Origin of the sequence: Nocardiopsis sp. NPDC050513, from assembly GCF_044457925.1 — a bacterium.
Taxonomy (GTDB): domain Bacteria; phylum Actinomycetota; class Actinomycetes; order Streptosporangiales; family Streptosporangiaceae; genus Nocardiopsis.
Genome location: NZ_JBITHK010000005.1, coordinates 71,770 through 95,392 on the forward strand (window position 1 = coordinate 71,770; position 23,623 = coordinate 95,392).

Genomic DNA, 23,623 nt, shown 5'->3' on the forward strand with positions numbered 1-23,623 from the left:
ATCCCACCCCGGACCAGTGCCGGACCCCCGACACGGCCACGCCCCCGTCCACCCGTTCCCGACAGGAGCAGCGCGTGCCCGACCAGCCCGACCGTCCCGACGACGGAACGGACGCCAGCGGCGCCCCACCCGGTACGGCCTCGGCCGTGGCCTCCGCCGGACCGACCGGACCGGCCCTCCCCCCGGCCGAACCGGGACTGAGCCGGGAACAGGTCGCCGAACGCGTGGCCGCGGGGCGCACCAACGACGTCCCCGTGCGCGCCAGCCGCAGTGTCGGCCAGATCGTCCGCGGCAACGTCTTCACGCGGATCAACGCGATGATCGCGGTGCTCTTCACCGTCATCGCCGTCATCGGCCCCCTCCAGGACGGGCTGTTCGCGATGGTCATCGTGATCAACACGCTCATCGGCATCGTGCAGGAGCTGCGCGCCAAGCGGACGCTGGACCGGCTCGCGATCGTCAACGCCGCCCGGCCGCGCGTGGTCCGCGAGGGGGCGACGGTGCGCGTCGCCACCCAGGAGATCGTCCTGGACGAGGTCCTGGAGGTGGGCACGGGCGACCAGGCCGTGGTCGACGGCGTGGTGACCTGGTCCGCGGGGATGGAGGTCGACGAGTCGCTGCTGACCGGCGAGGCCGACCCCGTGGCCAAGCGGCCCGGCGACACCGTCATGTCCGGGAGCTTCGTGGTGTCCGGGAGCGGGCGCTTCCGGGCCACGAAGGTCGGACGGCACGCCTACGCCGCACGCCTCGCGGAGGAGGCGAGCCGGTTCTCACTGGTCCGGTCGGAGCTGCGGTCGGGGATCAACCGCATCCTGACCTGGATCACCTACGCCCTGTTCCCGATCGGCGCCCTGCTGGTCTACAGCCAGCTGGTCCTGGGCGGCCACGTCACCCTGGACGAACCGGTCGCGGGCGGCCAGATCTCCGGCCCGCTCGCGGACGCGCTGCGCGGGATGGTGGCGGCGCTGGTGTCGATGATCCCCGAGGGGCTCATCCTGCTCACCAGCATCGCGTTCGCCGTGGGGGTGGTCCGGTTGGGCCGCCACCAGTGCCTGGTCCAGGAGCTGCCCGCCATCGAGGGGCTGGCCCGGGTCGACGTGGTGTGCACCGACAAGACGGGCACGCTCACCGAGGCGGGGATGCGCCTGGCGCGGATCCGCGACCTGGGCGGAGGGGACGCGACCGGCTCCACCACCCGGGTCCTGGCGGCGCTGGCGGCCGGCGACCCGGATCCGAACCCGAGCATGGCCGCCATCGCCCAGGGGTGCGCCGCCGCCGGGCACGGGGTTCCCGACTGGCCGGTGACCGCGGTCGCCCCCTTCTCCTCGGCCCGCAAGTGGAGCGGCGCGAGCCTGCTCACCCCGGACGGCGAGGAGCACTGGGTGCTGGGGGCCGCCGACGTGCTGGTCGCCCCGGACGACCCGGCGGCGGCCGAGGCGGCGCGGCTGGGCGCGCTGGGGCACCGGGTGCTGCTGGTGGCGCGCGCCGGACGCCGGGTCGACGCCGAGGGAGCGCCGGGGCCCGTGCGGCCCACGGCGCTGGTGGTCCTGGACCAGAGGGTGCGCCAGGACGCGGCGCCGACGCTGGACTACTTCGCCGAGCAGGGCGTGGACGTCAAGATCGTCTCCGGCGACCACGCGGCGTCGGTGGGCGCGGTCGGCCGTGAGCTGGACCTGGCCGGGGCGGAGCACCCGGTCGACGCCCGGGACCTGCCCGAGGCCGCGGGAACCATGGCCGAGGAGGTCGAGCGGCGGTCGGTGTTCGGCCGGGTGACGCCCGAGCGCAAGCGCGACATGGTGCGCGGGCTGCGCCAGCGCGGGCGCACGGTGGCGATGACCGGCGACGGGGTCAACGACGTGCTCGCGCTCAAGGAGGCCGACATCGGCGTGGCGATGGGGTCGGGCAGCCCGGCGTCGCGCTCGGTGGCCCAGCTGGTGCTCCTGGACGACCGGTTCGCGGCACTGCCGCGCGTGGTGGCCGAGGGTCGGCGGGTGATCGGCAACATCGAACGCGTCGCGGGCCTGTTCCTCACCAAGACCGTGTACACGATGACTCTGGCGACCGTCGTGGGGCTGCTCGCGGTCGCCTACCCGTTCTTCCCCCGGCACGCCACCCTGATCAACGCGGTGACGTTCGGCATCCCGTCGTTCTTCCTGGCGCTGGCCCCCAACACCGACATCGCCCGCCCTGGGTTCGTCCTGCGCACGCTGCGTCTGGCGGTGCCGGCGGGTCTGGTGGCCGGTCTGGCGGCTGTGACCACCTACCTGCTGGTGTTGGGCGGCCGGACGGTACCCGAACCGGCCGACCGCACGGCGGTGGTGATCACCCTGTGCGCGACCACGCTGTGGGTGCTGCTGCTGGTGGCCAGGCCGTACGTGTGGTGGAAGGTCGTGCTGGTGGGGTCCATGGTGGGGTTGCTGACCCTGGCCATGGTGACGCCGTTGGGGCAGTGGTTCTTCGACCTGGACGTGAGTGAGCCGGGCAAGCTGCTCACCGGACTGGCGGTGGCGGGCGTCGCGATCGCGGTGATCACCGTCATCCGGGTGGTCGACGACCGGATGGCCGCCCGTTCGCGGGCGGCCGAGGACGAGCCGGAGGAGGAACCGGTCCCCGCCTCCCCCTGACCCCGGCCGCGGCGTCCCTCGGGCGACCTTCGACCGTTCACCGGACCCCGGTGGCGGTGCCCCGGAGGGACCCCCGTCATAGGGTGGCCCGGACGGCTCGGGAAAGGTCGAGGGGAGCGACGATGGTGGACGAGGTCGACCTGGGGCACCTGGGGCGTGCCGTGGAGCTGGCGGAGGCGGCCCTGGCGGCCGGGGACGAGCCGTTCGGCTCGCTGCTGGTCGCGGGGGACGGGACCGTCCTGGTGGAGGACCACAACCGCGTGGCCTCCGGCGACCGGACCCGGCACCCGGAGTTCGCGATCGCCCGGTGGTCGACCACGCTCCTGACCGACTCCGAACGCGCCGCCGCCACCGTGTACACCTCCGGCGAACACTGCCCGATGTGCGCCGCCGCGCACGGGTGGGCCGGGCTCGGCCGGATCGTGTACGCGAGTTCCTCCGCGCAGTTGGCCGCCTGGCTGGCCGAGTGGGGCGTGCCCCCGGCGCCCGTGCGCGCCCTGCCGGTCCGCGAGGTCGTCCCGGGCGCGGACGTGGTCGGCCCCGTGCCCGGGCTGGCCGGGCGGGTCCGCGCGCTCCAGGCGCGTTTCCACGGGGTGGGCTGACCCGCGCTCGGACCCGCGCGGACGCGGACGAGGACGGTCGTGGTCAGGCGGGGCGGCGGGCGAACAGGAAGGCCTGCGGGGTGCGCTCGTCCTCGTCCCGGGCCCGCCACGTCCGGATGTGGACCTCCAGTCCGGCGCCCTCCAGCAGGTCGGCGATCGCCTCCGGGGTGCGCCGGTGGAAGTCGAGCGAGACCTCGTGCCCGAACGCCTCGTCGAAGTGCAGGATCCCGTCACCGGCCTGGAAGGCGACCAGGCACTCACCGCCGGGGGCCAGCGCCCGGTGGAACCCGGCGAACACGCCCGGGAGGTCGGCCAGGGGGACGTGGATGGTCGAGTACATCGCCACGATCCCGCCGAGGGAGCCGGCGGGCACGTCGAGGTCGGTCATCGAGCCCTCGCGGAACTCCACCCCGGGGTGCTCCCGCCGGGCGACCGCCAGCATGCCCGGTGACAGGTCCAGTCCCGACGCGTCCAGCCCGAGGTCGCGCAGGCGGGCCGTGACCTGGCCGCCGCCGCAGCCCACGTCCAGGACGGGCCCTCCGCGGGCGCGCACGAGTTCGGCGAACAGGGCGACCAGCGACCGTTCCAGCGGTTTTCCCGCGATCTCCGCGTGGAAGCGGGCGGCGTAGTCGTCGGCGATGGCGTCGTAGGAGGAACGGGTGGCGGTGAGGAAGGAGGGTTCGGCCATGCCCGCGACCCTAACCCCTGCCGTGCTGGTCCCGCGCCGCGCCTGGGCCCACCCGCCCAGGACGTCCGCGGCACGGAACCCGGCCTCTTCGGGCGGGCACGCGGAGCCCCGGAGCCGTTCGGACGAGCGCGGTTCAGTTCCGGGGATCGTCGGAGTCGACCGGCTCGAAGTGCCCCTGGATGACGCGACCGCGCCCGGAGCCGGACCGGTCGGCGCCGCCGGACCCGCCGGGGCCTCCCGAGCCGTCGGCGCCGGGACGGCGGCCGAACGGGTCGCCGGGACCGCCCTGGCCGGGGACTCCGCCCTGGACGACGAAGCCCTCCTCCATCCGCTCCCGCATCCTGCGCACGCGCCGCCGCGCCCATCCGGCGAAGGCCCACCGCAGCGCGGGCCGGGTGAAGGGCAGCACCAGCAGCAGGCCCACGGCGGCGGTGACGAACCCGGGGACGATGAGCAGGACGCCGCCCGCCATGACCATGAGCGGGTCGAGCAGGCCGCCGCGCGGCGGCTCACCCGAGCGCATGGCCTGGTCGGCGTCCCGGAAGGCCCGGGTCCCGGCGCGACGCAGCACCGCCGCACCGAGCACGAGCAGGGAGACCAGGACGGCCAGGGTCCACGGCACGCCGATCCACCCGCCGACGGCGATCATCAGCCACACTTCCAGGAACGGCAGCGCCATGAGCGCCAGCACGGTCAGCAGCGGCATCGAACACCATCCCATCGTCGGCCCGCACGGGGCGTCCTACTGAGGGAGAACGCGCCCGTGCCGCTCAGGGTTCCCCGGAAGGGGACGTTCACGCCCCGCGCCGAGCGCGACGGCCCGCGATCACCGCCGCGACCACCGCGCCCAGCCCGAGCGCGCTCAGGACCGCCTCGGGGACCGCGCCGAGCTTCGTGGCGACGGTGGTGCCCTCGACCGCGGTCAGCTCGGCGACGTGGATGTCCGGCTCGGCCTCCGGAGAGGTGTAGGAAGTGGTGCCGTCGGGGTTGACCACGGCGCTGATGCCGCTGGTGGAGACGACCACGGCGGGCCGGCCGTGCTCGACCGCGCGCAGCTGGGTGATGGCCAGCTGCTGGTTGGACTGCCCGGTGAAGTTGTAGTTGGCGTTGTTGGTGGGGATCACGATGATCCGGCCGCCCTCGGCGACGGCCTCGCGCACCGGCTGGTCGAAGGCCACGTCGAAGCAGATGCCCACGGCCAGGGTGGTGCCCGCCACGTCCAGCGCGCCCGGTTCGGTGCCGGGGACGGCGTCGGAGGAGACCTGTTCGAGCCGTGCGACGAAGCGGACGAAGAAGTCGCGGTAGGGGATGTACTCGCCGAAGGGCACGAGGAAGCGCTTGACGTAGCGCTCCCCGGGACCGGTCTCGGGGTCCCACACCACGCTCTGGACGTAGCGGGTGCCGTCGTCGTTGAACCGGCTCATCCCCCACAGCAGCGGGACGCCGATGTCGTCGGCGGCCTCGGAGATGAGCCGCTCGGCCTCGGGGTCGCGGTAGGGGTCGATGTCGGTCGCGTTCTCCGGCAGCAGCACCATGTCGGGCCGGGGGTACTCCCCCGCCTCGACCGCGTCGGCCAGGTCGTGGACGCCGTCGGCGTGGTTGCGCAGCACCTGCATGCGCTCCCCGGTCACCGTCATCTCTCCGACGTTGGGCACGTTGCCCTGCACCAGTCCCACGGTGACGGTCTCCCCCTCGGAGGGACGGCCGACCGCGGGGGCCAGCGTGCCGCCGGCGACGATCGCCGCGCTCGCGGCCAGCCCGACGGCCGCCGCCCCGAGCGCGCGGGTCCGGCCGGGCCCGCCGCCGCGCAGGGCCGCCGCCGCGCGCAGGACGCTCCACAGCAGCAGCGCACCGGTGAGGGCGACCGCGAAGGTCACCAACGGGGAGGAGCCCAGGGCCGCGTAGCCGACGAACGGTGTGTCCGGCTGGGCGAAGGCCAGCTTGCCCCAGGGGAAGCCGCCCAGCGGCCAGCGGGCCCGCACCGCCTCCTGGGCCACCCACAGGGCGGCCGTCCACACCGGCCACAGCGGCAGGCGGGCGGCCAGGGTCAGGCCGATGGCCATGGGCAGGAAGTACACGGACTCGGCGGCGGCGATGACCAGCCACACGTCGACGCCGAAGATGTCCTGCCAACTCACCAGCGGCACCATGAGCGTCGCGGCGGCGAGCAGGCCCAGCCAGGCGGCGCGGCGCGGCCGGGTTCCCATGACGGCGAAGGCGAAGAGCGCGGCGCTGACCGGCCCCAGCCACCACCACCCGTACGGGGGCAGGGCGAGGAGTTGCGCCAGACCGGAACCCACGGCGGCGGCGAAGCGCCAGAGGAGGTCGTAGCGGCCCCAGCGGTGACCGGCCGGGATCGTCGCGGGCGGTCTCCGGCGATCCGGGCGAAGCGGCGCCCCGCCCGCTTCGGCCGCGTCCGGCGCGGGGCCGCCGGGCGCCGGGGCGCTGTCCTTCTCGGTGTTCTCGGCGACCACGTGGGCTGCTCGCTTTCCGCTGGGGACGGGAGTGCTCGTGGCCAGCATATGGGGGGACGCGGAAAAGGCCCGAGCCACCCTTCGGACCGGCTCCGTCCCGTCGGCGGCGAGCTCGGAAGACCGTTGTCTACTGGATGTTCGGGCCTTTTCCGGGTCCAACCCCCCGCCCGGCTGCGGCGATCCGCCCCTCACCCGATCCCAGCTACACCTGGCGCGTGATGCAGCGTCCGATCGGACGAGTGGGGGACACACAACCGGTCCGTCCAGTGCTGGACTGGTCGTTAGGTTACCCAGACTCCCAACCCGATGCCTCAACCCGGATGCCGTGTCGTGGGGACCGCACCGAGGCCGCGTGGGGAGAGCGCTATGAACCGTCGGACAGGCTAACGCACCTGACGCCGCCACGCCAGCTGGATCGGACCGGTTTGTGACTGACCGCAATTCGATCGTTCTATGGCGCGCTCTGGACATTTCGATCAGATTCGTGTCTCATGTGATCAGCGAACCTTCCTGTTTCGATCAACTTCGAAAGCACACAGGGGGTCGCGGATCTCCCAGAAGATCCCCCACCACGACCCAGCGCGGGAGCTGACCCATGGCCGAGATCGTCCTCGAGGGCGTCGACAAGATCTACGGCGGCGGCGTGAAGGCCGTCGACGACCTGAACCTGCGGATCGAGGACGGCGAGTTCATGGTGCTCGTCGGCCCCTCCGGCTGCGGCAAGTCCACCGCGCTGCGGATGATCGCCGGCCTGGAGGAGATCTCCAACGGGACGCTGGTGATCGGCGACGAGGTCGTCAACGACCGTCCGCCCAAGGACCGCGACATCGCGATGGTCTTCCAGAACTACGCGCTCTACCCGCACATGACGGTCGAGCAGAACCTCGCCTTCGGCCTCAAGCTGCGCAAGGTCGCCAAGCCCGAGATCGCCCGCCGCGTCAAGGAGGCGGCCGAGATGCTCGGTCTGGAGCCCTACCTCAAGCGCAAGCCGGGCATGCTCTCCGGAGGCCAGCGCCAGCGCGTGGCCATGGGCCGCGCGATCGTGCGCGAGCCGCGCGCCTTCCTCATGGACGAGCCGCTGTCCAACCTCGACGCCAAGCTCCGCGTCCAGATGCGCGCCTCCCTCAACCAGCTGCACGAGCGGCTGGGCGTCACCACCGTCTACGTCACCCACGACCAGGTCGAGGCGATGACCCTCGGCAGCCGCGTCGCGGTCCTGCGCGAGGGCCGTCTCCAGCAGGTCGACACCCCCAAGCGGCTCTTCGACGCCCCCGTCAACCTGTTCGTGGCAGGGTTCATCGGATCGCCCGCGATGAACTTCGTCGACGCCGAGATCAGCGCCGACGGCGACGGCGCCGTGCTCGCCTTCGCCGACCACAAGCTCCCGGTCTCCGCCGCCCAGCTGGAGTCGCGCCCGGCCCTGCGCGCCTACCTCGGCAAGAGCATCATCCTGGGCATCCGCCCCTCCGACTTCAACGACGCCGAGTTCGACGGCAACGGCGACCCGACCATCCAGGTCACCGCGAGCGTCACCGAGGAGCTCGGCACCGAGATCAACGTGATCTTCGCCGTCGACGCCCCGCCGGTCCGCCACGAGGACGCCGCCGCACTGGCCAAGGACGCGGCCGGCGACGGCGACGAGGTCGGCGACTCGCTGCCGCTGAGCCAGAACCGTACCCAGTTCACCGCGCGCGTGAGCCCCCGCAGCCAGGTGCGCCCCGGAAGCGGGATCAGCCTGTCGGTGGACGTCAGCCAGCTGCACTTCTTCGACCAGGAGAGCGGCCTGGCGATCGGCCACCCCGACAACGTCTAGGGACGCCGCCAAACCTGACCGGCGGGCCATACTCACGTGCCCGTCGGTCAGGGAGGTGTTCCTTGACCGTCGCCTCGGAGCGCACCAACGATGTGATGGTGCGTCACCGAGCCCCCGGATCCGCCCACGCGCACGACCCCCCGGAGGTCGTGGACACCCTGCACGGCCGCCCCGTGCCCGACCCCTACCGCTGGCTGGAGGACCCCGACTCCCCCGCCACCCGGCACTGGCTGGCCGAGCGGTCCCGCGAGTTCGAGCGCGAGGCCGCCGCGTGGCCGCTGCGCGGACCTCTGGCCGAGCGGATCCGCGGGCTCGTGCGCACCGAGCTGTGGACCCCGCCCCGGCACCGGCCCGGGGCGCTGTTCACCACCGTGCGCGACCCCGGCGCCGAACACCCGCGCCTGGTGGCCGTGCCCGAGCACGGCGGACCCGCGCGGACGGTGTTCGACCCGGCCGCCGAGGACCCCACCGGCCGGACCACCCTCGACGCCTGGGAGCCCAGCCCCGACGGTGCCCTGATCGCCGTGCAGACCTCCTCCGGGGGTGTGGAGCGCGGCGGGCTGCGGGTGGTGGCCGCCGCCTCCGGCGCGGCGGTCGGACCACCGGTGACCGGGGTGCGCTACTCGCACGTGGCGTGGTTCCCCGGCGGGGAGCCCTCCTTCTACTACGTCCGCCGCGACGGGGCCCGGGGCGTGCGCGGCGTGTGGCTGCGCCGCGTCGGCGACGGCGCGGAGACCCTCGTCCACCCCTGCACCGCGCCCGCCACCGTCCCGGGCGTCCGCGTCCTGGGCGGCCGCTGGCTCCTGATCACCGAGAGCCACGGCACCGGCCACCGCACCGACCTGTGGCTCGCCGACCTCGCCGCGTTCCCCGCCCGCCACGGCCCGGACCCCCGCGGCGTCGGACTCCGCCCGGTCCAGGTCGGCCCGGAGGCCGAGACCGAGGCGCGCCTGGGACCGGACGGCGTCCTCTACCTGCGCACCACGCTGGGCGCGCCGAGACGCCGCCTGTGCGCGGTCGCCCCCGAGGACCCCGGAGTCGAGCACTGGCGCGAGGTCGTGCCGGAGGACGACGGCGCCACCCTGGACGCCTTCACCCCCTACGCGGGCCCGGACGGCCCGGCGCTGCTCGTCGTGCGCACCCGGCTGGGGATCAGCGAGGCGACCCTGCACGACGCCCGCACCGGAGCGCGCACGGGCTCCGTCGACCTGCCCGGCGAGGGGATGGTCCACGCCCCCGAGCCCACCCCCGACGGCACCGTCCACCTGGCCTATGCCGACGTCGCCGCCCAGCAGCGCGTGCTGCGGCTCACCCCGGGCGACCCGCGGCCCCGCCCCTGGCCGGACCATGCCGCCGAGCCCCCGGATCCGCCCGCGATCGCGCGCGCCGTCCTGTGGTGCCGCTCGCCGGACGGCACGCGCGTCCCGATCACCGTCTTCTCCCGTGCCGGGGACGCCCGCCTCCCCGCACCCGGCCCCACGCTGCTGCACGCCTACGGCGGCTTCGGCCGCCCGCGCCAGTTCGGGTTCAGCGCCACCGTCCTGGCCTGGCTGCTGTCGGGCGGGCGCTACGCCGTGGCGCACGTGCGCGGCGGCGGCGACGCCGGGCGCGACTGGCACCTGCGCGGTTCGGGCCGCGACAAGCCGCGCGCGGTGGAGGACCTGGTCGCGGCCGCCGACGCCCTCGTGGACGCGGGGGTGTGCGCCCGCCGCCACCTGTGCCTGTCGGGCGGTTCGGCGGGCGGGCTGCTCGTCCTGGCCGCCGCCGTGGCCCGCCCGGACCTGTGCGCCGCGGTGATCGCCTCCGCGCCGCTGGCGGACATGGCCCGCTTCGAGCGACTGGGCCTGGGCCGGATGTGGACACGGGAGTTCGGCACCGCCGCCGACCCCGACGACTTCGCGGCGCTGATGTCCTACTCCCCCTACCACCGGGCGCTGGACAGCGCCGGCCAGACGTTCCCCAGCGTCCTGCTCACCGGCTTCCACGGTGACACCCGCACCGACGCCGCCCACCCGCGCAAGATGTGCGCGGCGCTGCGCGCGGCCGGGCGGGGCCGGGGACGCGCACCGGTCCTGCTGCGGTACGAGCGCGACGTGGGGCACGGCCCGCGCGCGGTCAGCCGGGCGGTGGGACTGGCCGCCGACGCGCACGCGTTCGCGGCCCACCGAACGGGGCTGGCCGGGCCCTGAGGCCCAAGTCGGCCCCCGCACGGAAGAAAGTGGACAACGGCACACGGAAAGCGAGGTGCGAGATGGATCCGATCGAGGTCGAGGTCGAGGACCTGGCGGAGGTGACCTCCCGCGACATCACCGCGGGCGGCGACAGTGACGGTACCGACTCCAGCTCCGACTTCATCTGACCCCCGTCCCGCCCGGTCCCGCGCCCGCACGCGGGGCCGGGCGGCCCCAGGGAAGGGACACCCGTGACCGATCCGGGCCACCTGTTCACGCGAACCCTGTCCGACGCCCTACCCTCCCCCCTCCTCCCCCTGCTGTCGGAGGAGTTCGTCCACGCCCGCCTGGGCGCCGACGCCGTGCGCTCCCTGCTGACCTTCGACGACCTCAACCGCATGCTCGCGACGTGCGCGCCCGAACCGCCGCGCCTGCGCCTGCACCGGGACGGCTCCCCCGTTCCGGTCGACCGTTACACCGACCAGGCGACCTCGTCCCGGTCCGCGCGCCGGGTGGTGCGGCCCGAGGCGCTCTACACCGAACTCCGGGACGGGGCGAGCCTGGTCCTGGACGGCATCGACCGGATGCACCCGCCGGTCGCCGCGGCCGCCGACGACCTCATGCGGCTGGTGCGGGAGAGGGTGCAGGCCAACCTGTACCTGATCTGGGGCGAGTCGCGCGGTTTCGACACCCACTGGGACGACCACGACACGGTGATCGTGCAGATCGAGGGCGCCAAGCACTGGCGGGTGCACGGGCCCGGGTCGCGGCCGCACCCGATGAAGAACGACACCGACCACGCCCACACGCCGCCGCGCGACGCCGACGGCGAGCTCCACGCGGTGTGGGAGGGCGTGCTCTCCCCCGGCGAGGTCATCCACGTGCCGCGCGGCTGGTGGCACACGGTGACCGGCGCCGGCGGGGTGAGCATGCACCTGACCTTCGGCTTCACCCGCGCCACGGGGGTGGACTGGGCCGAGGCGCTGATGCGGCGGCTGGTCGACGAGGACCTGTTCCGGCGGGACCTGCCGCGGTTCGCCGACGCCGACACCCGGCGCAAGCACCGGCACGAGCTGGCCTCCCGGCTGGTGGAGCTGGCCGAGGAGGGCGATGTGGACGCCTTCCTGGCCGAACGCGACGCCCGGTTCCCCCGGCGCACGTCGTTCACGCTCCCGTGGCCGGTCGAGGACGGGCCGCCCGGGCCCGACGCGCGCGTGGAGTTCGTGCCGATCCTGCCGCCGCCCCTGACCCGTGAGGGCGACCGGGTGTCGGTCGCCGTGTCCGGCCGCCGCTACCGTCTCCCGGTCTCCGTCGAGCCGTTGCTGGCCGTGCTGGCCGAGCACCGGGCGCTGACGGTGTCCGAGCTGGCCGAGCGGGCGGGCGTGGACGCCGCCGAGGCGGCCCGGGTGGTCGCCGCGCTGACCCGGCACCAGCTGGTGCTCGTGCGCTAGCGGGCGCCCCCTCCGGCGGCGGTCGTCCGTCCGTGGGAGGGGACGTCCCCGTACGAGCGCACCAGGCGGGCCAGCTGACGGCCGACCGCCAGCAGCGGTTCCTCGCTCCGGGTGACCTGTGCGGTGACCTCGGCGCCCTCGACGGCGCCGATGACCGTGGTCGCCAGCTCCTCGGCGTCGCGGGTGGCGAAGCCGCACCGGAGCAGCTTGTCGGCGACCAGGCGTTCCCAGCCGCGCAGCGCGTCGGCGCACGTCCGCTGGATCTCGGAGTCGGTGCCGAGCGTCTCCAGGGCGGCCGCCGTGACGGGACAGCCGTCGACCCATCCCGACTCGCGCAGTCCGGAGGCGAGGCGCGCGGTGACCGCCGCCACCGCCTCCGCCGGGTCGTCGACGGCGTCCAGGACCTCGCGCAGGAGCGCCGCGAACTCCTGGTCCCCGTGTTTGAGCGCGGCCACGGCGACCTCCTGCTTGCCGCCGGGGAAGAAGTGGTAGACGGAGCCGAGGGTGGCGTTCGCCTCCCGGGCGATCTGCTTGATGCCGGTGCCGACGTAACCCTGTCGCTGCAGGAGGCGCGCGGCGGTGGTGACGATCCGGTCCCGGGTGCTGGTCTGCATGTGACCCACCGTAGCGAAGAAGTGAGTAGAGCGTTCGTTCTACAGGTGTGGTACGTTTCCGCCACCGCTCTAGATAGAGCGTTCGTTCTAGTGATGGGGGAACCCGTATGAGCAGCGGCACGACACCGGCGGTCACCGTCGTCGGACTCGGACCCATGGGGCGGGCGATGGCCGGGGCGTTCCTCGACCGCGGGTACGCGGTCACCCTGTGGAACCGCACCGCCTCCCGCGCGGACGCCCTGGTGGCGCGCGGCGCGGTGCTCGCTCCCAGCGTCGAGGAGGCCCTGTCGGCGAACGAGGTGGTGGTGCTGAGCCTCACCGACCACGCGGCGATGTACGACGTGCTCCGCCCCGCCGAGCACGCGCTGGAGGGCCGGGTCCTGGTCAACCTCGGCTCGGACACCCCCGACCGGACCAGGACGGCGGCGCGTTGGGCCGCCGAGCGGGGGGCCGCCCAGCTCAGCGGCGGCGTCGCCGCCTCGCCCGCGGAGATCGGGCTGGCCGGGTCGATGACCTTCTACAGCGGACCCCGCGCGGTCTTCGACGAGCACCGCGCGGCCTTGGAGGTGATCACGGGCCGCGTCGAGTTCCACGGCGAGGACCCCGGGTTCGCCGCGCTCCTCTACCAGATCGGCATGACCATGTTCTGGACGTCGATGCTCGGCTACTGGCAGGCGGTCGCCCTGGCCCGCGCCAACGGCCTGACCGCGACCGACATCCTGGCGCACGCCACCGACACCGCGGACTCGCTCTCGGGGTTCTTCGCGTTCTACGCCAGCCGCGTCGACGCGGGCGAGCACGTCGGCGACGTGGACCGCCTCGCCATGGGGACGGCCAGCGCGGAGCACGTCCTGCGCACCCACTCCGACGCCGGCGTGGACACCGCGCTCCCGTCCGCCGTGGCCGGGATCTTCCGGCGCGGCATGGCCGCCGACCACGCCGCCGACAGCTTCTCCAGCCTGGTGGAGGTCATGGCGAGGCCGGAAGCCTAGCCGCGCGCCGCCGGCGCTCGACGTACGACTCGACGCCGTCCAGGATCCGCTCCAGGGAGAAGGACATGTCCTCGGTCGGGGTCGTGGCCTCGCCCGGACCGGGGGCCGCCATGACCCCGTCGTCCAACATCGCCGCGATGGTGGGGAAGCGCTCCGGCGTGACCACCCGGCGCAGGCTGAGCGCGTAGGCGTGCTCCCGCTCGGCGAGGGTGCTGCCCGCGGCCTCGGCCGCCCGCCGCATGTCGAGTTCGAGTCGGTAGGTGTCGCGGACGACGCTGGAGACCGTCGTGAGGACCTGGACGGCGTCCGCCGTGTTCAGGCCCGACCGGACCAGCTCACGCAGCCCGGCCTCCATCCACCGGAGCCCGTTCGGGCCGAGCGGCGGACCGAACACGACCGCGTAGACCATCCAGGGGTGGCGGCGGTAGACCTCGCGGCATCCGGCGACCCACTCCCCGATCCCCGCGCGCCAGTCCCCGTCGGCGCGGGGTTGGGGCGGGTCCTGCTCCATGGCGGCGTCGAGCATGAGGACGAGCAGATCCTCCTTGCTGTCCACATGGCGGTACAGCGACATGGTGGTGTAGCCGAGCTCCCGGGCCACCCGCTGCATGGACACGCCGTCCAGGCCCTCGGCGTCGGCCGCGGTCACGGCCGCCCTGACGATCGCCTCCCGGTTGAGCTTGGGTTTGGGACCGCGTCTGCCGGGTTCGCGCAGATCCCACAAGAGCTCGATCTCCCGTGTCAAGCCCGGTTCCGGCCGTCGCTCGCTCATACCCCACCACTCGTCGTGTGTGCGCTCGGCTCCATCCTAGATATGTGTATGCTCTACACTAATTCGTGTATGCGATACACGATTCAAGCCCGCACTCCCCGACCTCGGAGACCAGGCATGACGCAGCCCACCGCCGTCCCGACCCCCGCTCCCCCCGGCAGACGCACCACCCCGCCCCGGCGCCCCTGGTGGCGGCGCCCCTGGATCGCCCCGCTCGCCCTCTTCGGCCTGGCCTTCGTGGCCTATGTCCTGCCCCCGTACCTGGCCCTGGACCCGGGCCAGGCCCGACTGCCCGTCCGCGACGACCTCGCCTGGCACTACCCGCTCCTGGTCACGCACATCTTCGGCGGCGCCCTGCTCACCCTGATCGTGCCCCTCCAGGTGTGGCCGTGGCTACGACGGCGCCACCCGTCCGTCCACCGCTGGAGCGGACGCGCCTACGTCCTCCTCGGCGTCCCACTCGTCGGGGTGCCGAGCCTGGTCATCGCCCCGCTCAGCTCCCTCGGACCCGACGCCCGGATCAGCAACATCCTCTGGGCGGTCCTGTGGCTGACCTGCACCGTCCTGGGCTTCCTGGCGGCCCGCCGACGGGACCTCGCCCGCCACCGGGAGTGGATGCTGCGCAGCTTCGTCCTGCTCTACGGGATCGCCCTCAACCGCGTCGTCCTCGTGCTCCTGGCACTGATCATGCTGCCCTGGCTGGACAGCGGCTTCGGGGGCGACACCGAGGCGATGATCCTGTCCGTGGCCGTCTCCAGCAGCTACCTCAGCTGGGTCCTGCCGCTGATCGCCGTCGAGTGGTGGCTCAAGCGCCGTGCCCCGCGTCGGCGCCGAACGGCTCCGCACTGAATCCCCACAGAACCGGACGCACTCGGTCGGACCTGCGCTTTCTCTCGATCCGGGTGCGCCGCGACACTCGCCCCGACCATTGCCGCCGCACCGGGCATGAGGGTAGCCTCACTTAATGAGGCGCATCCCGTCCCCGGTGGGAAGTGCGACCACCCCCGGACGTGACGGCTCCATGCGACGAAGGGCAGGTTCCAGCGGTGACTCCAGATCCGCTTGAGGCACTGCGTGACGCGTGTGCACCACTGAAGTTCGCGCCGTTGCCCGACCTCGTCGCCACCGGCGCCCCAGAGCGGCACTCCCACGGGGACGTCCAGTGGCACCGCTCGGACCTCCTGGTCGCCGACGGCTGGCTGCCGGTCCTGCACGACAAGCTGCGCACCGAGCACGGCCCCGGCCACCGGCTCCCCGCCGCCACCAACTTCCTCCGCGTGACCCTGCGCGAACCGATCTTCCTCGTCTCCGCCTCGCTGTACCTGACCGGTCGGGCCCCCCTGCTGACCCCGCGGGCCCTGTACCTTCCCTGGGACACCGCCCGGTCGCGCTTCGCCACCCCCGCGGTCGTGGGCGCGCGCTGGGCGGTCCTGCCCGACGACCCCGCCGCCGACCGCCCGGACACGGTGGTCGCCCGCGACCGCGACGAACAGCTGCGCCTGGCGGCCGAGGGCGTCGTCAGCGCCTTCGGGCCGCTGCTGTTCGCCCTGCACACCCATTCGCGCGCGGGTCTGCGCACCCTGTGGGGCTGGGTCGTCGACACCCTGCACTTCTACATGCTCAACCCGGCCCGCTACCTGGGCCGCGACGCCCGCGAGGCCTGGGCGCTGGCCACACGGCTCTGCGACGCCGTGATCGAGGCGGGCGCGGTCACCCGCCGACGCCCGCGCCTGTTCCCCTTCGCCCCGCAGGACCCGCGCGGGACCTGGGCGGTCCGGGGCACCTGCTGCTTCGACTACAAGGGCGATCCCGCGCACGGCTTCTGCACCACGTGCCCGCTCAAGTGCGACGCCGAACGCCGGGAGGACCTGTCCGAGTGGCTGCGCGACCCCGCGCTGGCCCCCTGAACGGCCCCGCCCGTCCCACCCCGTTCACTTCACCCCTGGCTCACGGGCACCTCCAACGGCCCGTGGTAGAAGGGGTCGAACACGATGTGGTCCACCTGGACGTCCCCGCGCACGGTGATCGTCCCGCTCGCCGTCTCCCCCGGGCTGACCTCCTGGACCTCCAGCTCGTTGTCGTCCATGGCGATGGCGGGCTCGTGCTCGACACCGTCGGCGTCCACCACGGTGAAGTAGAGCGGGTTGATGTCGATGCCGTCCTCACCGTTGTTGGTGACGGACACCTCCACACTCGTGAAGTCGCCCTCGACGTAGAGCGGACTCGGCGCGAACTCGGCCATCCTCGCGGTGACCTCCTCGGTCACGGCCTCGTCCGCGGGGGTCTCCTCCGGTTCGCCCACCTCCGGCCGGTCGGGGGCGAAGCCGTCGCTGCCCGCCGCGACCAGCAGGAGCGCCGTGCACCCGCCCAGGAGGAGCAGGAGCAGGAGCAGGATCCCGCAACCGATGCCGATGATCTTGCCCCAGGGCGTGGGCTTGGGCGGCGGCGGACCGTAGCCCGCGGGCGGCGGCGCCCCCCACCCCGGGCCCGGAGGCGGCGGCGGACCTCCCGGGTAGCTGCCCGCCCCGGCTCCGGCCATGTCCGTCTCGCCGTACCCGGGCGCGTATCCGGCGTGCTCGAACCCGGCCTGCGCCCGACCGCTGGGCCCCTCCGAGGGCTCGCCGGTGACCGGTTCGGGGGGAGCTCCGGTGGGATGCCCGCCGGGCGCGAACCCTCCGGGGCCGGACTCCCCGGGCCGGCTCCAGGACTCCTCCGGCTTCCCTCCGGAGGGCCCCGCACCGCCCCCGGCCGGGTGGGGCCCCGGCCGCTCCTGCGGCCCCTCCTCGGGCTCTCGGTCGGTCATGAGCACACCCCTCGTCCCAGCCGCGTCCGCCCACCGGGGCCGGCAGGCGCCTTCCGAACTGCACCGTAACCGCGAGGACCCCCGCGCACAGGGCGCTACCAGGGCGTTTCCGGTAAAGGTCCGGCCGAGATTTCGGGGCGACCGCTCAGGCGGCGGTGACGCCCCCGCCCTCACGGGCCGCGAGCACGCGCACCGCGAGCACCACGACCGGGAGGGTGAACAGCGCGGCGAACAGGTTGAGGCCGCCGAAACCGGCCTGGGTGAGCACGACGCCCGACACCGCGCCCGCCGAGGCGCCGCCCAGGTTCATCAGCAGGTCGCTCAGTCCCTGCACCCGCGGCCGCGCCTCGTCGGACACCGACTCGGCCAGCAGCGTCGACCCGGACACCAAGCCGAACGACCACCCCAGGCCGAGCAGCACCAGGCCGAGCGTCACCCGCACCTCGTCGTGCCCCGCGGTCCCCGCGATCGCCGCGGCCGCCAGCAGCACCCCCTGGCCGGCCAGCAGGACGGGCACCCGGCCGACGCGGTCGGTGAGCCAGCCCACGAGCGGGGAGAGCGCGTACATCCCGGCGATGTGCAGCGAGATGGTCAGTCCGACGACCGTCAACGCGGCCCCGTGGTGGGCCATGTGCACGGGCGTCATGGTCATGACCGCGACCATGACGGTGTGGCTGGCCACGATCCCGACGATCGCCAGCAGGGCCCGGGGGCTGCGTCCGACCTCCGCCAGGCCCGCGAGCGGGGACCGCCGGACCGGGGCCGCGTCGGGGGATCCGGCGCCGACGCCGCCCTCCCCCGCGACGCTGACCAGCAGCGGGTCGGGGCGCAGCAGCAGAAAGGTCAGGGCCGCCCCGAGGACGAATCCGGCGGTGGTGAACAGCACGGGACCGGCCAGTTCGGGCAGACCGACCGCGGCGGCCACGCGCCCGCCGACGCCGATGAGGTTGGGGCCCAGCACGGCGCCGACGGTCGTCGCCCACACCACGGTCGACAGGTCGCGGCCCCGGGTGTCCGCCCCGGCCAGATCGGCGGCGGCGTGCCTGGCCTGGAGGTTGGTGGCGGTCCCCGCGCCGATGAGCACCATGCCGACCAGGAACGGGACGAACCACTCCAGGACGGCGGCCGCGATGACCACGGAGCTGCCCGCAGCGCCCAGGGCCCAGCCGAGCGCCAACCCGGGGCGGCGGCCGTGCCGCGCGGCGACCGAGGCCAGGGGCAGTGCGAACACGGCCGCGCCCAGCGTGATCATCGTGGTGGCCATGCCCGACCAGGCGTCCGAACCCGTCAGGTCGCGGGCGATGAGCGCGCCCACGGCCAGCATGGCGCCCATGCCGAGGCCGCCCACGATCTGCGTGAGCATGAGGGTCAGGACGGTGCGGCGCTGGAGGCGGGCGCGCCGGTCCTCCGGGAGCGCCCGACCACTGCGGGTGGATTGCATGGTCACGGGGCCCGTCCTTCGATTCGTCCTGACAACGGATGAATCGTAGACCTTGGTCACCTTCGGCCGTACCGCCACCTGAGGTAACCGTGCTCACGTTCCACCGAGCGCATCTCCGCGTACAGCGTGTGAGGATCGCGCGCGCTGATCACCACGCCCTCCTCGGGTAGGACCGGCCAGCAGGCGTACGCCCAGAAGCAGCGTGTGTAGCGGCCCCACACGACCACCCACGCGCCCTGCTTCTGCCACTCGACGTGCTCGGCGACCCGGCGCCGTTCCTCGTCCGCACTGTCCATGCTGATCACGGACATACCCGCGCTCGGACGTGGGAGAGCAGGCCGGATCCGGCCACGCCCCCGTCCGGGACCGCCACGTTCGGCGCGGCGCTCGACGGGTAGGGACAGCCTCCGGAGCGGTGGCCCCCCGCACGGGCCGCCGGGCCGCCGCCTCCCCGGTGCGGACGGCCCGCGGCGCGGCGGCCCTTCCCCGGACACACGCCGCCGCCGGGCGCGTGCGTCCGGCGGCGGGTGTTCGGCCCTGGGGCCGGGAGGTGTCAGCGTCCGGAGACGAGCTCGCTCCCGGGGACCGGCTCGGCCGGGTCGCCGCCCAGCGCCACGATCCGGTTGGAGCGGTCCACGTGCACGATGTGCTGGACGTGCTCGGCCCGCTCCGCCTCGCTGAGCTGTGCGTAGGAGATGATGATGACCAGGTCGCCGGGGCTGACCAGGCGCGCGGCCGCCCCGTTGATCCCGATCACGCCGGTGCCGCGCCCACCGGTGATCGCGTAGGTGACCAGCCGGTTGCCGTTGTCGATGTCGACGATGTGGACCTGCTCGCCGTCGACGATGTCGGCGGCCTCCATCAGGTCGGCGTCGATCGTGACCGATCCGACGTAGTGCAGGTCGGCCTGGGTGACGGTGGCGCGGTGGATCTTGCCGTTGATGAGGGTGCGCAGCACTGCTCAATCCTCGCTTCGGGTGTCTCGCGGACTACAGGCCCTGGTCGGGTCCCGTGCTCCCCCCATCATGGCCGCTCGCGACCGGCGCATCGACCACCGGGGTCCCCTTGTCCCCGCGACGCTCACCCCTCCCCGCGTGTTCCGCGCAGGAACCGCTCCACGCGCTCGCGGTCAGGGGGATCGGCGCCCTCGGCCGTGCACGCCAGCGCCCCCGCCGCCACCGCGAACTCCAGCGCCTCCCGCGCCGCCCCCGGGTCCAGGGTCGCGAGCTTGCCCGGCCCGGCCAGGTACCCCAGGTCCGACAGGCGGGCCAGGACGGCGGCGCCGAAGGCGTCGCCCGCGCCCACGGTGTCCCGGACCGGCACCCGCACGCCCGGGACCGACACGCGGTCCCCCCAGTGGGCCGACAGGGCCACCGCCCCGTCGCCGCCCCGGGTGAGCAGCAGCAGGTCGAGTCCGTGCCGGGCCGCCCACCGTCCGGCGACCTCGACCGGGTCGCCGCCCGGCTCCAGCCAGGCCAGGTCCTCCTCGCTGGCCTTCACGACGTGGGCCGCGTCCATCCACCGCGCCGCCCAGGCCGCCACGGCGCCCCGGTCCAGCCCCACGGCCGGTCGGGCGTTGACGTCGTAGGCGACCACCGCGCGCTCGCGGTGCGCCCGCACCCACGCCCACAGGTGCCCGGCCCCCGGCTCCAGCACCGTCGCCAGGGAGCCGACGTGGATGGCCCGGGTCTCCCCGGGCGGTTCCGGCAGCTCCTCCGGGCGCCACCCCCAGTCGGCGGTCCCGTCGAGGTAGAAGGAGTACTCCGCCGCGCCCTGCTCGTCCAACCCGACCACCGCGACCGTGGAGGGTTCGTCGGCGGCCACGGCCATCCCCAGGTCCACGCCGCGTTCGGCCAGGTGGGCGCGGATCCGGCGGCCGAACGCGTCCCCGGACAGGCGGCAGAGCAGGGCCGCCCGCCCACCGAGCCGGGCCAGGGCGACGGCCGTGTTGGCCGGGCCGCCGCCCGGCACCGCCCGCCACAGGTCCCCGCCGGGCTGGGGCACGAGGTCGACCAGCGCCTCGCCGCACACCAGGATCATCGGCGGGCCCCCGGTGCCAGCGCGCCCTCGGGCAGCTCGTCCGGGTCCAGCGCACCGGTCATCACGGCGACCGCGTCGGACATCGAGCACCCGGACGGGTCGAGGGTGGCGATCCGGCGGCCGAGCCGTTGGACGTGCACCCGGTCGGCGATCTCGAACACGTGCGGCATGTTGTGGCTGATGAGGATCACCGGCAGCCCGTTGTCGCGCACGCGCAGGATCAGGTCGAGCACCGCGCGGGACTCGCGCACGCCCAGCGCGGCGGTCGGTTCGTCCATGATGACGACCTTGTTCCCGAACGCCGCCGCCCTGGCCACCGCGACCGCCTGGCGTTGCCCGCCGGAGAGCGTCTCCACCGCCTGGTTGGGGTTCTGGATGGTCATGATGCCCAGGTCGGCCAGGTGGCGGGCGGCCTCGGCCCGCATGCGCGGCCGGTCGAGCATCCGGAACACCGATCCGAGCACTCCCGGCCTGCGCAGCTCCCGGCCCAGGAACAGGTTGGTGGCGATGTCCAGGGACGGCGACACGGCCAGGCTCTGGTGCACGGTCTCGATGCCCGCCTCACGGGCGGCGATCGGGGTCGGCAGCCGCACGGGCGCGCCGTCGACCAGGATCTCTCCCTCGTCGGGGACGATCGCTCCGGACAGGGCCTTGATCAGGCTGGACTTGCCCGCCCCGTTGTCTCCGATGACGGCGAGGATCTCGCCGGGATACAGCTCCAGGTCCGCCCCGGCCAGAGCGGTCACCCTGCCGTACCGCTTGACCAGGCCGCGCGCCTGGAGCACCGGCTGTGCCCGGGTGTGCGCCTTCTCCTCCGGGGGTGCGGCGACGTCGGTCCGCGAGGTCGGCCGGCTCATCGGCGGGCCCTCCTGATCCACTGGTCGAGGGAGACGGCGAGGATCACCAGGACGCCCACCGCGAAGTTCTGCCACAGCACGTCCACACCGGCCAGGGACAGGCCGTTGCGGCACACGCCCACGATGAGCGCGCCCATGACGGTGCCGACGATCATGCCCCGGCCGCCGAAGAGACTGGTTCCGCCGAGGACGACCGCGGTGATGCTGTCGAGGTTGTCCATGACGCCCGCCTGCGGGCTGGCCGAGGCGATCCGGCCGATGAGGATCCACGCGCCCACCGCGTAGACCAGGCCCGCGACGGCGTAGACGCTCAGCAGCACCCGGTTGACGCGGATCCCCGCCAGGCGGGCGGCCTCCCGGTCGTCGCCGGTGGCGTACACGTGCCGCCCCCACCGCGTGCGGTGCAGGGCGTAGGCCAGCACCGCGACGATGGCGAGCATGAGGATGGAGCCGTAGGTGATCCGGGTGCCTCCGATGGTCACCACGCGGCCCGTCCACAGCAGCAGCGCGGACATGTCGGTGCCGCGGATCGTCTCGCTGCTGGAGATCCACAGGTTCAGCGCGAAGAAGATGTTGAGCGAGCCCAGGGTGACGATGAACGGGGGCAGCTTGACCCTGGTGACGAGGAACCCGTTGAACAGGCCGCAGGCCATGCCGCTGGCCAGTCCCACCAGCAGGGCGAGCGGCCCGGGCACGCCCAGGTCGGCCGAGAGGCGGCCCATGATGATGGAGCACAGCACCATGATCGAGCCCACTGACAGGTCGATGCCCGCGGTGAGGATGATCAGGGTCTGCCCGAGCGCGAGGGTGCCGACGACCGCGGTCTGCTGGAGCACCAGCGACAGGTTGGCGGGTTGGAGGAAGTTCGGGCTGATCACGGCGAACGCGCAGACCGTGACGAGCAGGACGGCGGCGGGGCCCAGGGTGGCCTGGGCGTGCAGGAGGCGTTGGATCCGGTCGACCGGGCCCTGGGGGCGCACGTCGATCTCGGCCGGAGGCGGTTCGGGGGTCGTGGAGGACACCGGTCGGGTGTTCGAGGTGGTCACGGTGGTGTGCGTCTTCCTTCGCGTCGTGGACGGGGTCAGCCCCAGCAGTTCTCCTGGCCCCAGGCGCCGTCCCGGGATTCCAGGCCCTCGACCGCCTGGTCGGTGATGAGCTCCACTCCGGTGTCGACGAAGTCCGCGCCCTCGGCGGGCTCGGGCAGTTCGCCGGTCGCGCTGTACTCGACCACCGCCTCCACCCCCATCGCCGCCATGTCCAGCGGGAACTGCATGGCGGTGGCGCCGATGACGCCGCCGGCGACGTTGTCCACGCCCGGGCAGCCGCCGTCGACCGACACGATGGTCACGTCCTCGGCGCGGCCGGCGGCCACCAGCGCCTCGTGCGCCCCGGCGGCGGCCGGTTCGTTGATCGTGTAGACGAGGTTGAGGTCGGGGTCGCGCTGGAGGAGGTTCTCCATCGCGGTGCGACCGCCCTCCTCGGCGCCCTCGGTGACGTCGTGGCCGACGATCCGGGGGTCGTCCTCGTCGCCGATCTCGCCCGGGTCGGCGATGTCGACCCCCAGGCCCTGGAGGAAGCCCTGGTCGCGGGCGACGTCCACGGCGATCTGGTTGGGGTTGAGGTCGAGCATGGCCACGCGGGGCTCCTCGCCCTCCTCCTCGAAGCGCTGGGCCGCCCACTGGCCGATGAGCTCCCCGGCGCGGAAGTTGTCGGTGGCGAAGGTGGCGTCGACCGCGTCGGCGGGTTCGGTCGGCGTGTCCAGCGCGATCACCATGATCCCCGCGGCCCGGGCGCGGTCCAGGACCGGAACGATCGCCGCGGAGTCGTTGGGGGTGATGAGGATGCCGTCGGCTCCGGCGGCGATGAGGTTCTCCACCGCCTGGACCTGGGTCTCGTTGTCTCCGTCGTACTCGCCGGAGAAGGTCTGGAGGGTCACGCCGTTCTCCTCGGCTGCCGCCTCCGCGCCCTCCTGCATCTTGACGAAGAACGGATTGGTCTCGGTCTTGGTGATCAGCCCCACCAGGACCGTGTCGTCGCCTCCGCCGCCGTCGGAACAGGCGGCCAGCGAGGCCGCCAGGCCCAGTCCCGCGGTGGCGGCCAGGGCCCGGCGCGTCCACGGTGCGTACGTCATGGGAGTTCTCCTTCGGATCGCCCCGCTGGGCGCGAGGCACGGTCGGGGGACGCCGTCCCGTGACTCACGCCACCGAGACAACGATGTCCCGAAAGTTTCAGCGAGACATCCGTTCCGTGTCAACCCCCGTAGTCACAGCAGTTCAGCGAA

General features: G+C 73.8%; 21 protein-coding genes. 8 read left to right on the forward strand and 13 right to left on the reverse strand.

All coding sequences use genetic code 11. From position 1 onward, the window contains the following. Positions 1-74: 74 nt before the first annotated feature. Together ACIBFB_RS10625 and ACIBFB_RS10630 are read left to right on the forward strand one after the other, a co-directional pair. Positions 75-2,624, forward strand: a complete 2,550-nt coding sequence (locus tag ACIBFB_RS10625; RefSeq protein WP_397228595.1) for an HAD-IC family P-type ATPase — start codon at positions 75-77, stop codon at positions 2,622-2,624. 122 nt (positions 2,625-2,746) lie between these two features. After that, the gene (locus ACIBFB_RS10630; RefSeq protein WP_397228597.1) at positions 2,747-3,226 is read left to right on the forward strand and encodes a nucleoside deaminase; all 480 of its coding nucleotides are present in this window, start codon (positions 2,747-2,749) and stop codon (positions 3,224-3,226) included. Positions 3,227-3,269: 43 nt separating this feature from the next. Here the strand turns inward: ACIBFB_RS10630 and ACIBFB_RS10635 are convergent, their stop codons facing one another. The 3 genes from ACIBFB_RS10635 to lnt form a co-directional block, all read right to left on the reverse strand. Next, positions 3,270-3,914 carry a class I SAM-dependent DNA methyltransferase gene (locus ACIBFB_RS10635; protein ID WP_397228599.1) on the reverse strand — a complete coding sequence of 215 codons (645 nt, stop codon included), beginning with the start codon at positions 3,912-3,914 and terminating at the stop codon, positions 3,270-3,272. 133 nt (positions 3,915-4,047) lie between these two features. After that, positions 4,048-4,620, reverse strand: a complete 573-nt coding sequence (locus ACIBFB_RS10640) for an FxsA family protein (protein ID WP_397228601.1) — start codon at positions 4,618-4,620, stop codon at positions 4,048-4,050. Between the two features lie 88 nt (positions 4,621-4,708). Then, positions 4,709-6,388, reverse strand: coding sequence for an apolipoprotein N-acyltransferase (gene lnt, locus ACIBFB_RS10645; RefSeq protein ID WP_397228603.1), 1,680 nt, complete (start codon positions 6,386-6,388; stop codon positions 4,709-4,711). 595 nt (positions 6,389-6,983) lie between these two features. Here lnt and ACIBFB_RS10650 point away from each other — a divergent pair. From ACIBFB_RS10650 to ACIBFB_RS10660, 3 genes are all read left to right on the forward strand, one after another. Next, positions 6,984-8,201 (forward strand): ABC transporter ATP-binding protein, encoded by a 1,218-nt coding sequence (locus ACIBFB_RS10650; RefSeq protein ID WP_397228605.1) that lies wholly within the window; start codon positions 6,984-6,986, stop codon positions 8,199-8,201. Between the two features lie 95 nt (positions 8,202-8,296). After that, complete coding sequence (locus ACIBFB_RS10655) at positions 8,297-10,390, forward strand: prolyl oligopeptidase family serine peptidase (protein ID WP_397229239.1); 2,094 nt, start codon at positions 8,297-8,299, stop codon at positions 10,388-10,390. A gap of 233 nt (positions 10,391-10,623) precedes the next feature. Next, positions 10,624-11,823, forward strand: coding sequence for a JmjC domain-containing protein (locus tag ACIBFB_RS10660; RefSeq protein ID WP_397228608.1), 1,200 nt, complete (start codon positions 10,624-10,626; stop codon positions 11,821-11,823). Here the strand turns inward: ACIBFB_RS10660 and ACIBFB_RS10665 are convergent. Further along, positions 11,820-12,437 carry a TetR/AcrR family transcriptional regulator gene (locus ACIBFB_RS10665; RefSeq protein WP_397228610.1) on the reverse strand — a complete coding sequence of 206 codons (618 nt, stop codon included), beginning with the start codon at positions 12,435-12,437 and terminating at the stop codon, positions 11,820-11,822. The two genes, ACIBFB_RS10660 and ACIBFB_RS10665, sit on opposite strands and share 4 nt — an antisense overlap. A gap of 107 nt (positions 12,438-12,544) precedes the next feature. On the opposite strand from ACIBFB_RS10665, the gene ACIBFB_RS10670 reads away from it, so the two are divergent. Next, a complete protein-coding gene (locus ACIBFB_RS10670) occupies positions 12,545-13,429 on the forward strand; it encodes an NAD(P)-dependent oxidoreductase (protein ID WP_397228612.1) in 885 nt (294 codons plus the stop codon). Here ACIBFB_RS10670 and ACIBFB_RS10675 read toward each other — a convergent pair. Continuing rightward, entirely contained in the window at positions 13,407-14,201 is a 795-nt protein-coding gene (locus ACIBFB_RS10675; RefSeq protein WP_397228614.1) for a TetR/AcrR family transcriptional regulator, read from the reverse strand. The genes ACIBFB_RS10670 and ACIBFB_RS10675 overlap by 23 nt on opposite strands. 117 nt (positions 14,202-14,318) lie before the next feature. Here ACIBFB_RS10675 and ACIBFB_RS10680 point away from each other — a divergent pair, with 117 nt between their 5' ends. Continuing rightward, positions 14,319-15,050: a DUF2306 domain-containing protein gene (locus ACIBFB_RS10680; protein WP_397228616.1), complete on the forward strand. Its 732-nt coding sequence runs from the start codon at positions 14,319-14,321 to the stop codon at positions 15,048-15,050. A gap of 197 nt (positions 15,051-15,247) precedes the next feature. Further along, complete coding sequence (locus ACIBFB_RS10685; RefSeq protein WP_397228618.1) at positions 15,248-16,108, forward strand: (2Fe-2S)-binding protein; 861 nt, start codon at positions 15,248-15,250, stop codon at positions 16,106-16,108. Between the two features lie 29 nt (positions 16,109-16,137). On the opposite strand, the gene ACIBFB_RS10690 is transcribed toward ACIBFB_RS10685, so the two are convergent. The 8 genes from ACIBFB_RS10690 to ACIBFB_RS10725 form a co-directional block, all read right to left on the reverse strand. Beyond that, complete coding sequence (locus tag ACIBFB_RS10690; RefSeq protein ID WP_397228620.1) at positions 16,138-17,004, reverse strand: DUF4352 domain-containing protein; 867 nt, start codon at positions 17,002-17,004, stop codon at positions 16,138-16,140. Between the two features lie 145 nt (positions 17,005-17,149). Then, the gene (locus ACIBFB_RS10695; protein WP_397229241.1) at positions 17,150-18,445 is read right to left on the reverse strand and encodes an MFS transporter; all 1,296 of its coding nucleotides are present in this window, start codon (positions 18,443-18,445) and stop codon (positions 17,150-17,152) included. A gap of 56 nt (positions 18,446-18,501) precedes the next feature. Beyond that, complete coding sequence (locus ACIBFB_RS10700) at positions 18,502-18,756, reverse strand: hypothetical protein (protein ID WP_397228622.1); 255 nt, start codon at positions 18,754-18,756, stop codon at positions 18,502-18,504. Positions 18,757-18,998: 242 nt separating this feature from the next. Beyond that, positions 18,999-19,403 carry an aspartate 1-decarboxylase gene (panD, locus tag ACIBFB_RS10705; protein ID WP_397228624.1) on the reverse strand — a complete coding sequence of 135 codons (405 nt, stop codon included), beginning with the start codon at positions 19,401-19,403 and terminating at the stop codon, positions 18,999-19,001. Between the two features lie 122 nt (positions 19,404-19,525). Then, positions 19,526-20,485, reverse strand: coding sequence for a carbohydrate kinase (locus tag ACIBFB_RS10710; RefSeq protein WP_397228626.1), 960 nt, complete (start codon positions 20,483-20,485; stop codon positions 19,526-19,528). Beyond that, the gene (locus ACIBFB_RS10715) at positions 20,482-21,342 is read right to left on the reverse strand and encodes an ATP-binding cassette domain-containing protein (protein ID WP_397228628.1); all 861 of its coding nucleotides are present in this window, start codon (positions 21,340-21,342) and stop codon (positions 20,482-20,484) included. Before ACIBFB_RS10715 ends, ACIBFB_RS10710 begins: the two co-directional genes overlap by 4 nt. Then, complete coding sequence (locus ACIBFB_RS10720; RefSeq protein WP_397228630.1) at positions 21,339-22,388, reverse strand: ABC transporter permease; 1,050 nt, start codon at positions 22,386-22,388, stop codon at positions 21,339-21,341. The genes ACIBFB_RS10715 and ACIBFB_RS10720 overlap by 4 nt, the downstream gene beginning before the upstream one ends. Positions 22,389-22,423: 35 nt before the next feature. Then, positions 22,424-23,473, reverse strand: a complete 1,050-nt coding sequence (locus tag ACIBFB_RS10725; protein ID WP_397228632.1) for a substrate-binding domain-containing protein — start codon at positions 23,471-23,473, stop codon at positions 22,424-22,426. Positions 23,474-23,623: the final 150 nt, after the last annotated feature.

Excerpts from the sequence above, each read along its gene's own strand:
- ACIBFB_RS10640 (WP_397228601.1), bottom strand. The coding sequence starts at position 4,620 with ATGCCGCTGCTGACCGTGCTGGCGCTCATGGCGCTGCCGTTCCTGGAA.
- ACIBFB_RS10630 (WP_397228597.1), top strand. The coding sequence starts at position 2,747 with ATGGTGGACGAGGTCGACCTGGGGCACCTGGGGCGTGCCGTGGAGCTG.
- ACIBFB_RS10710 (WP_397228626.1), bottom strand. The coding sequence starts at position 20,485 with ATGATCCTGGTGTGCGGCGAGGCGCTGGTCGACCTCGTGCCCCAGCCC.
- ACIBFB_RS10650 (WP_397228605.1), top strand. The coding sequence starts at position 6,984 with ATGGCCGAGATCGTCCTCGAGGGCGTCGACAAGATCTACGGCGGCGGC.
- ACIBFB_RS10725 (WP_397228632.1), bottom strand. The coding sequence starts at position 23,473 with ATGACGTACGCACCGTGGACGCGCCGGGCCCTGGCCGCCACCGCGGGA.
- ACIBFB_RS10655 (WP_397229239.1), top strand. The coding sequence starts at position 8,297 with ATGGTGCGTCACCGAGCCCCCGGATCCGCCCACGCGCACGACCCCCCG.
- ACIBFB_RS10670 (WP_397228612.1), top strand. The coding sequence starts at position 12,545 with ATGAGCAGCGGCACGACACCGGCGGTCACCGTCGTCGGACTCGGACCC.
- ACIBFB_RS10690 (WP_397228620.1), bottom strand. The coding sequence starts at position 17,004 with ATGACCGACCGAGAGCCCGAGGAGGGGCCGCAGGAGCGGCCGGGGCCC.
- ACIBFB_RS10665 (WP_397228610.1), bottom strand. The coding sequence starts at position 12,437 with ATGCAGACCAGCACCCGGGACCGGATCGTCACCACCGCCGCGCGCCTC.
- ACIBFB_RS10700 (WP_397228622.1), bottom strand. The coding sequence starts at position 18,756 with ATGTCCGTGATCAGCATGGACAGTGCGGACGAGGAACGGCGCCGGGTC.
- ACIBFB_RS10695 (WP_397229241.1), bottom strand. The coding sequence starts at position 18,445 with ATGCAATCCACCCGCAGTGGTCGGGCGCTCCCGGAGGACCGGCGCGCC.
- ACIBFB_RS10635 (WP_397228599.1), bottom strand. The coding sequence starts at position 3,914 with ATGGCCGAACCCTCCTTCCTCACCGCCACCCGTTCCTCCTACGACGCC.
- ACIBFB_RS10715 (WP_397228628.1), bottom strand. The coding sequence starts at position 21,342 with ATGAGCCGGCCGACCTCGCGGACCGACGTCGCCGCACCCCCGGAGGAG.
- ACIBFB_RS10675 (WP_397228614.1), bottom strand. The coding sequence starts at position 14,201 with ATGAGCGAGCGACGGCCGGAACCGGGCTTGACACGGGAGATCGAGCTC.
- ACIBFB_RS10680 (WP_397228616.1), top strand. The coding sequence starts at position 14,319 with ATGACGCAGCCCACCGCCGTCCCGACCCCCGCTCCCCCCGGCAGACGC.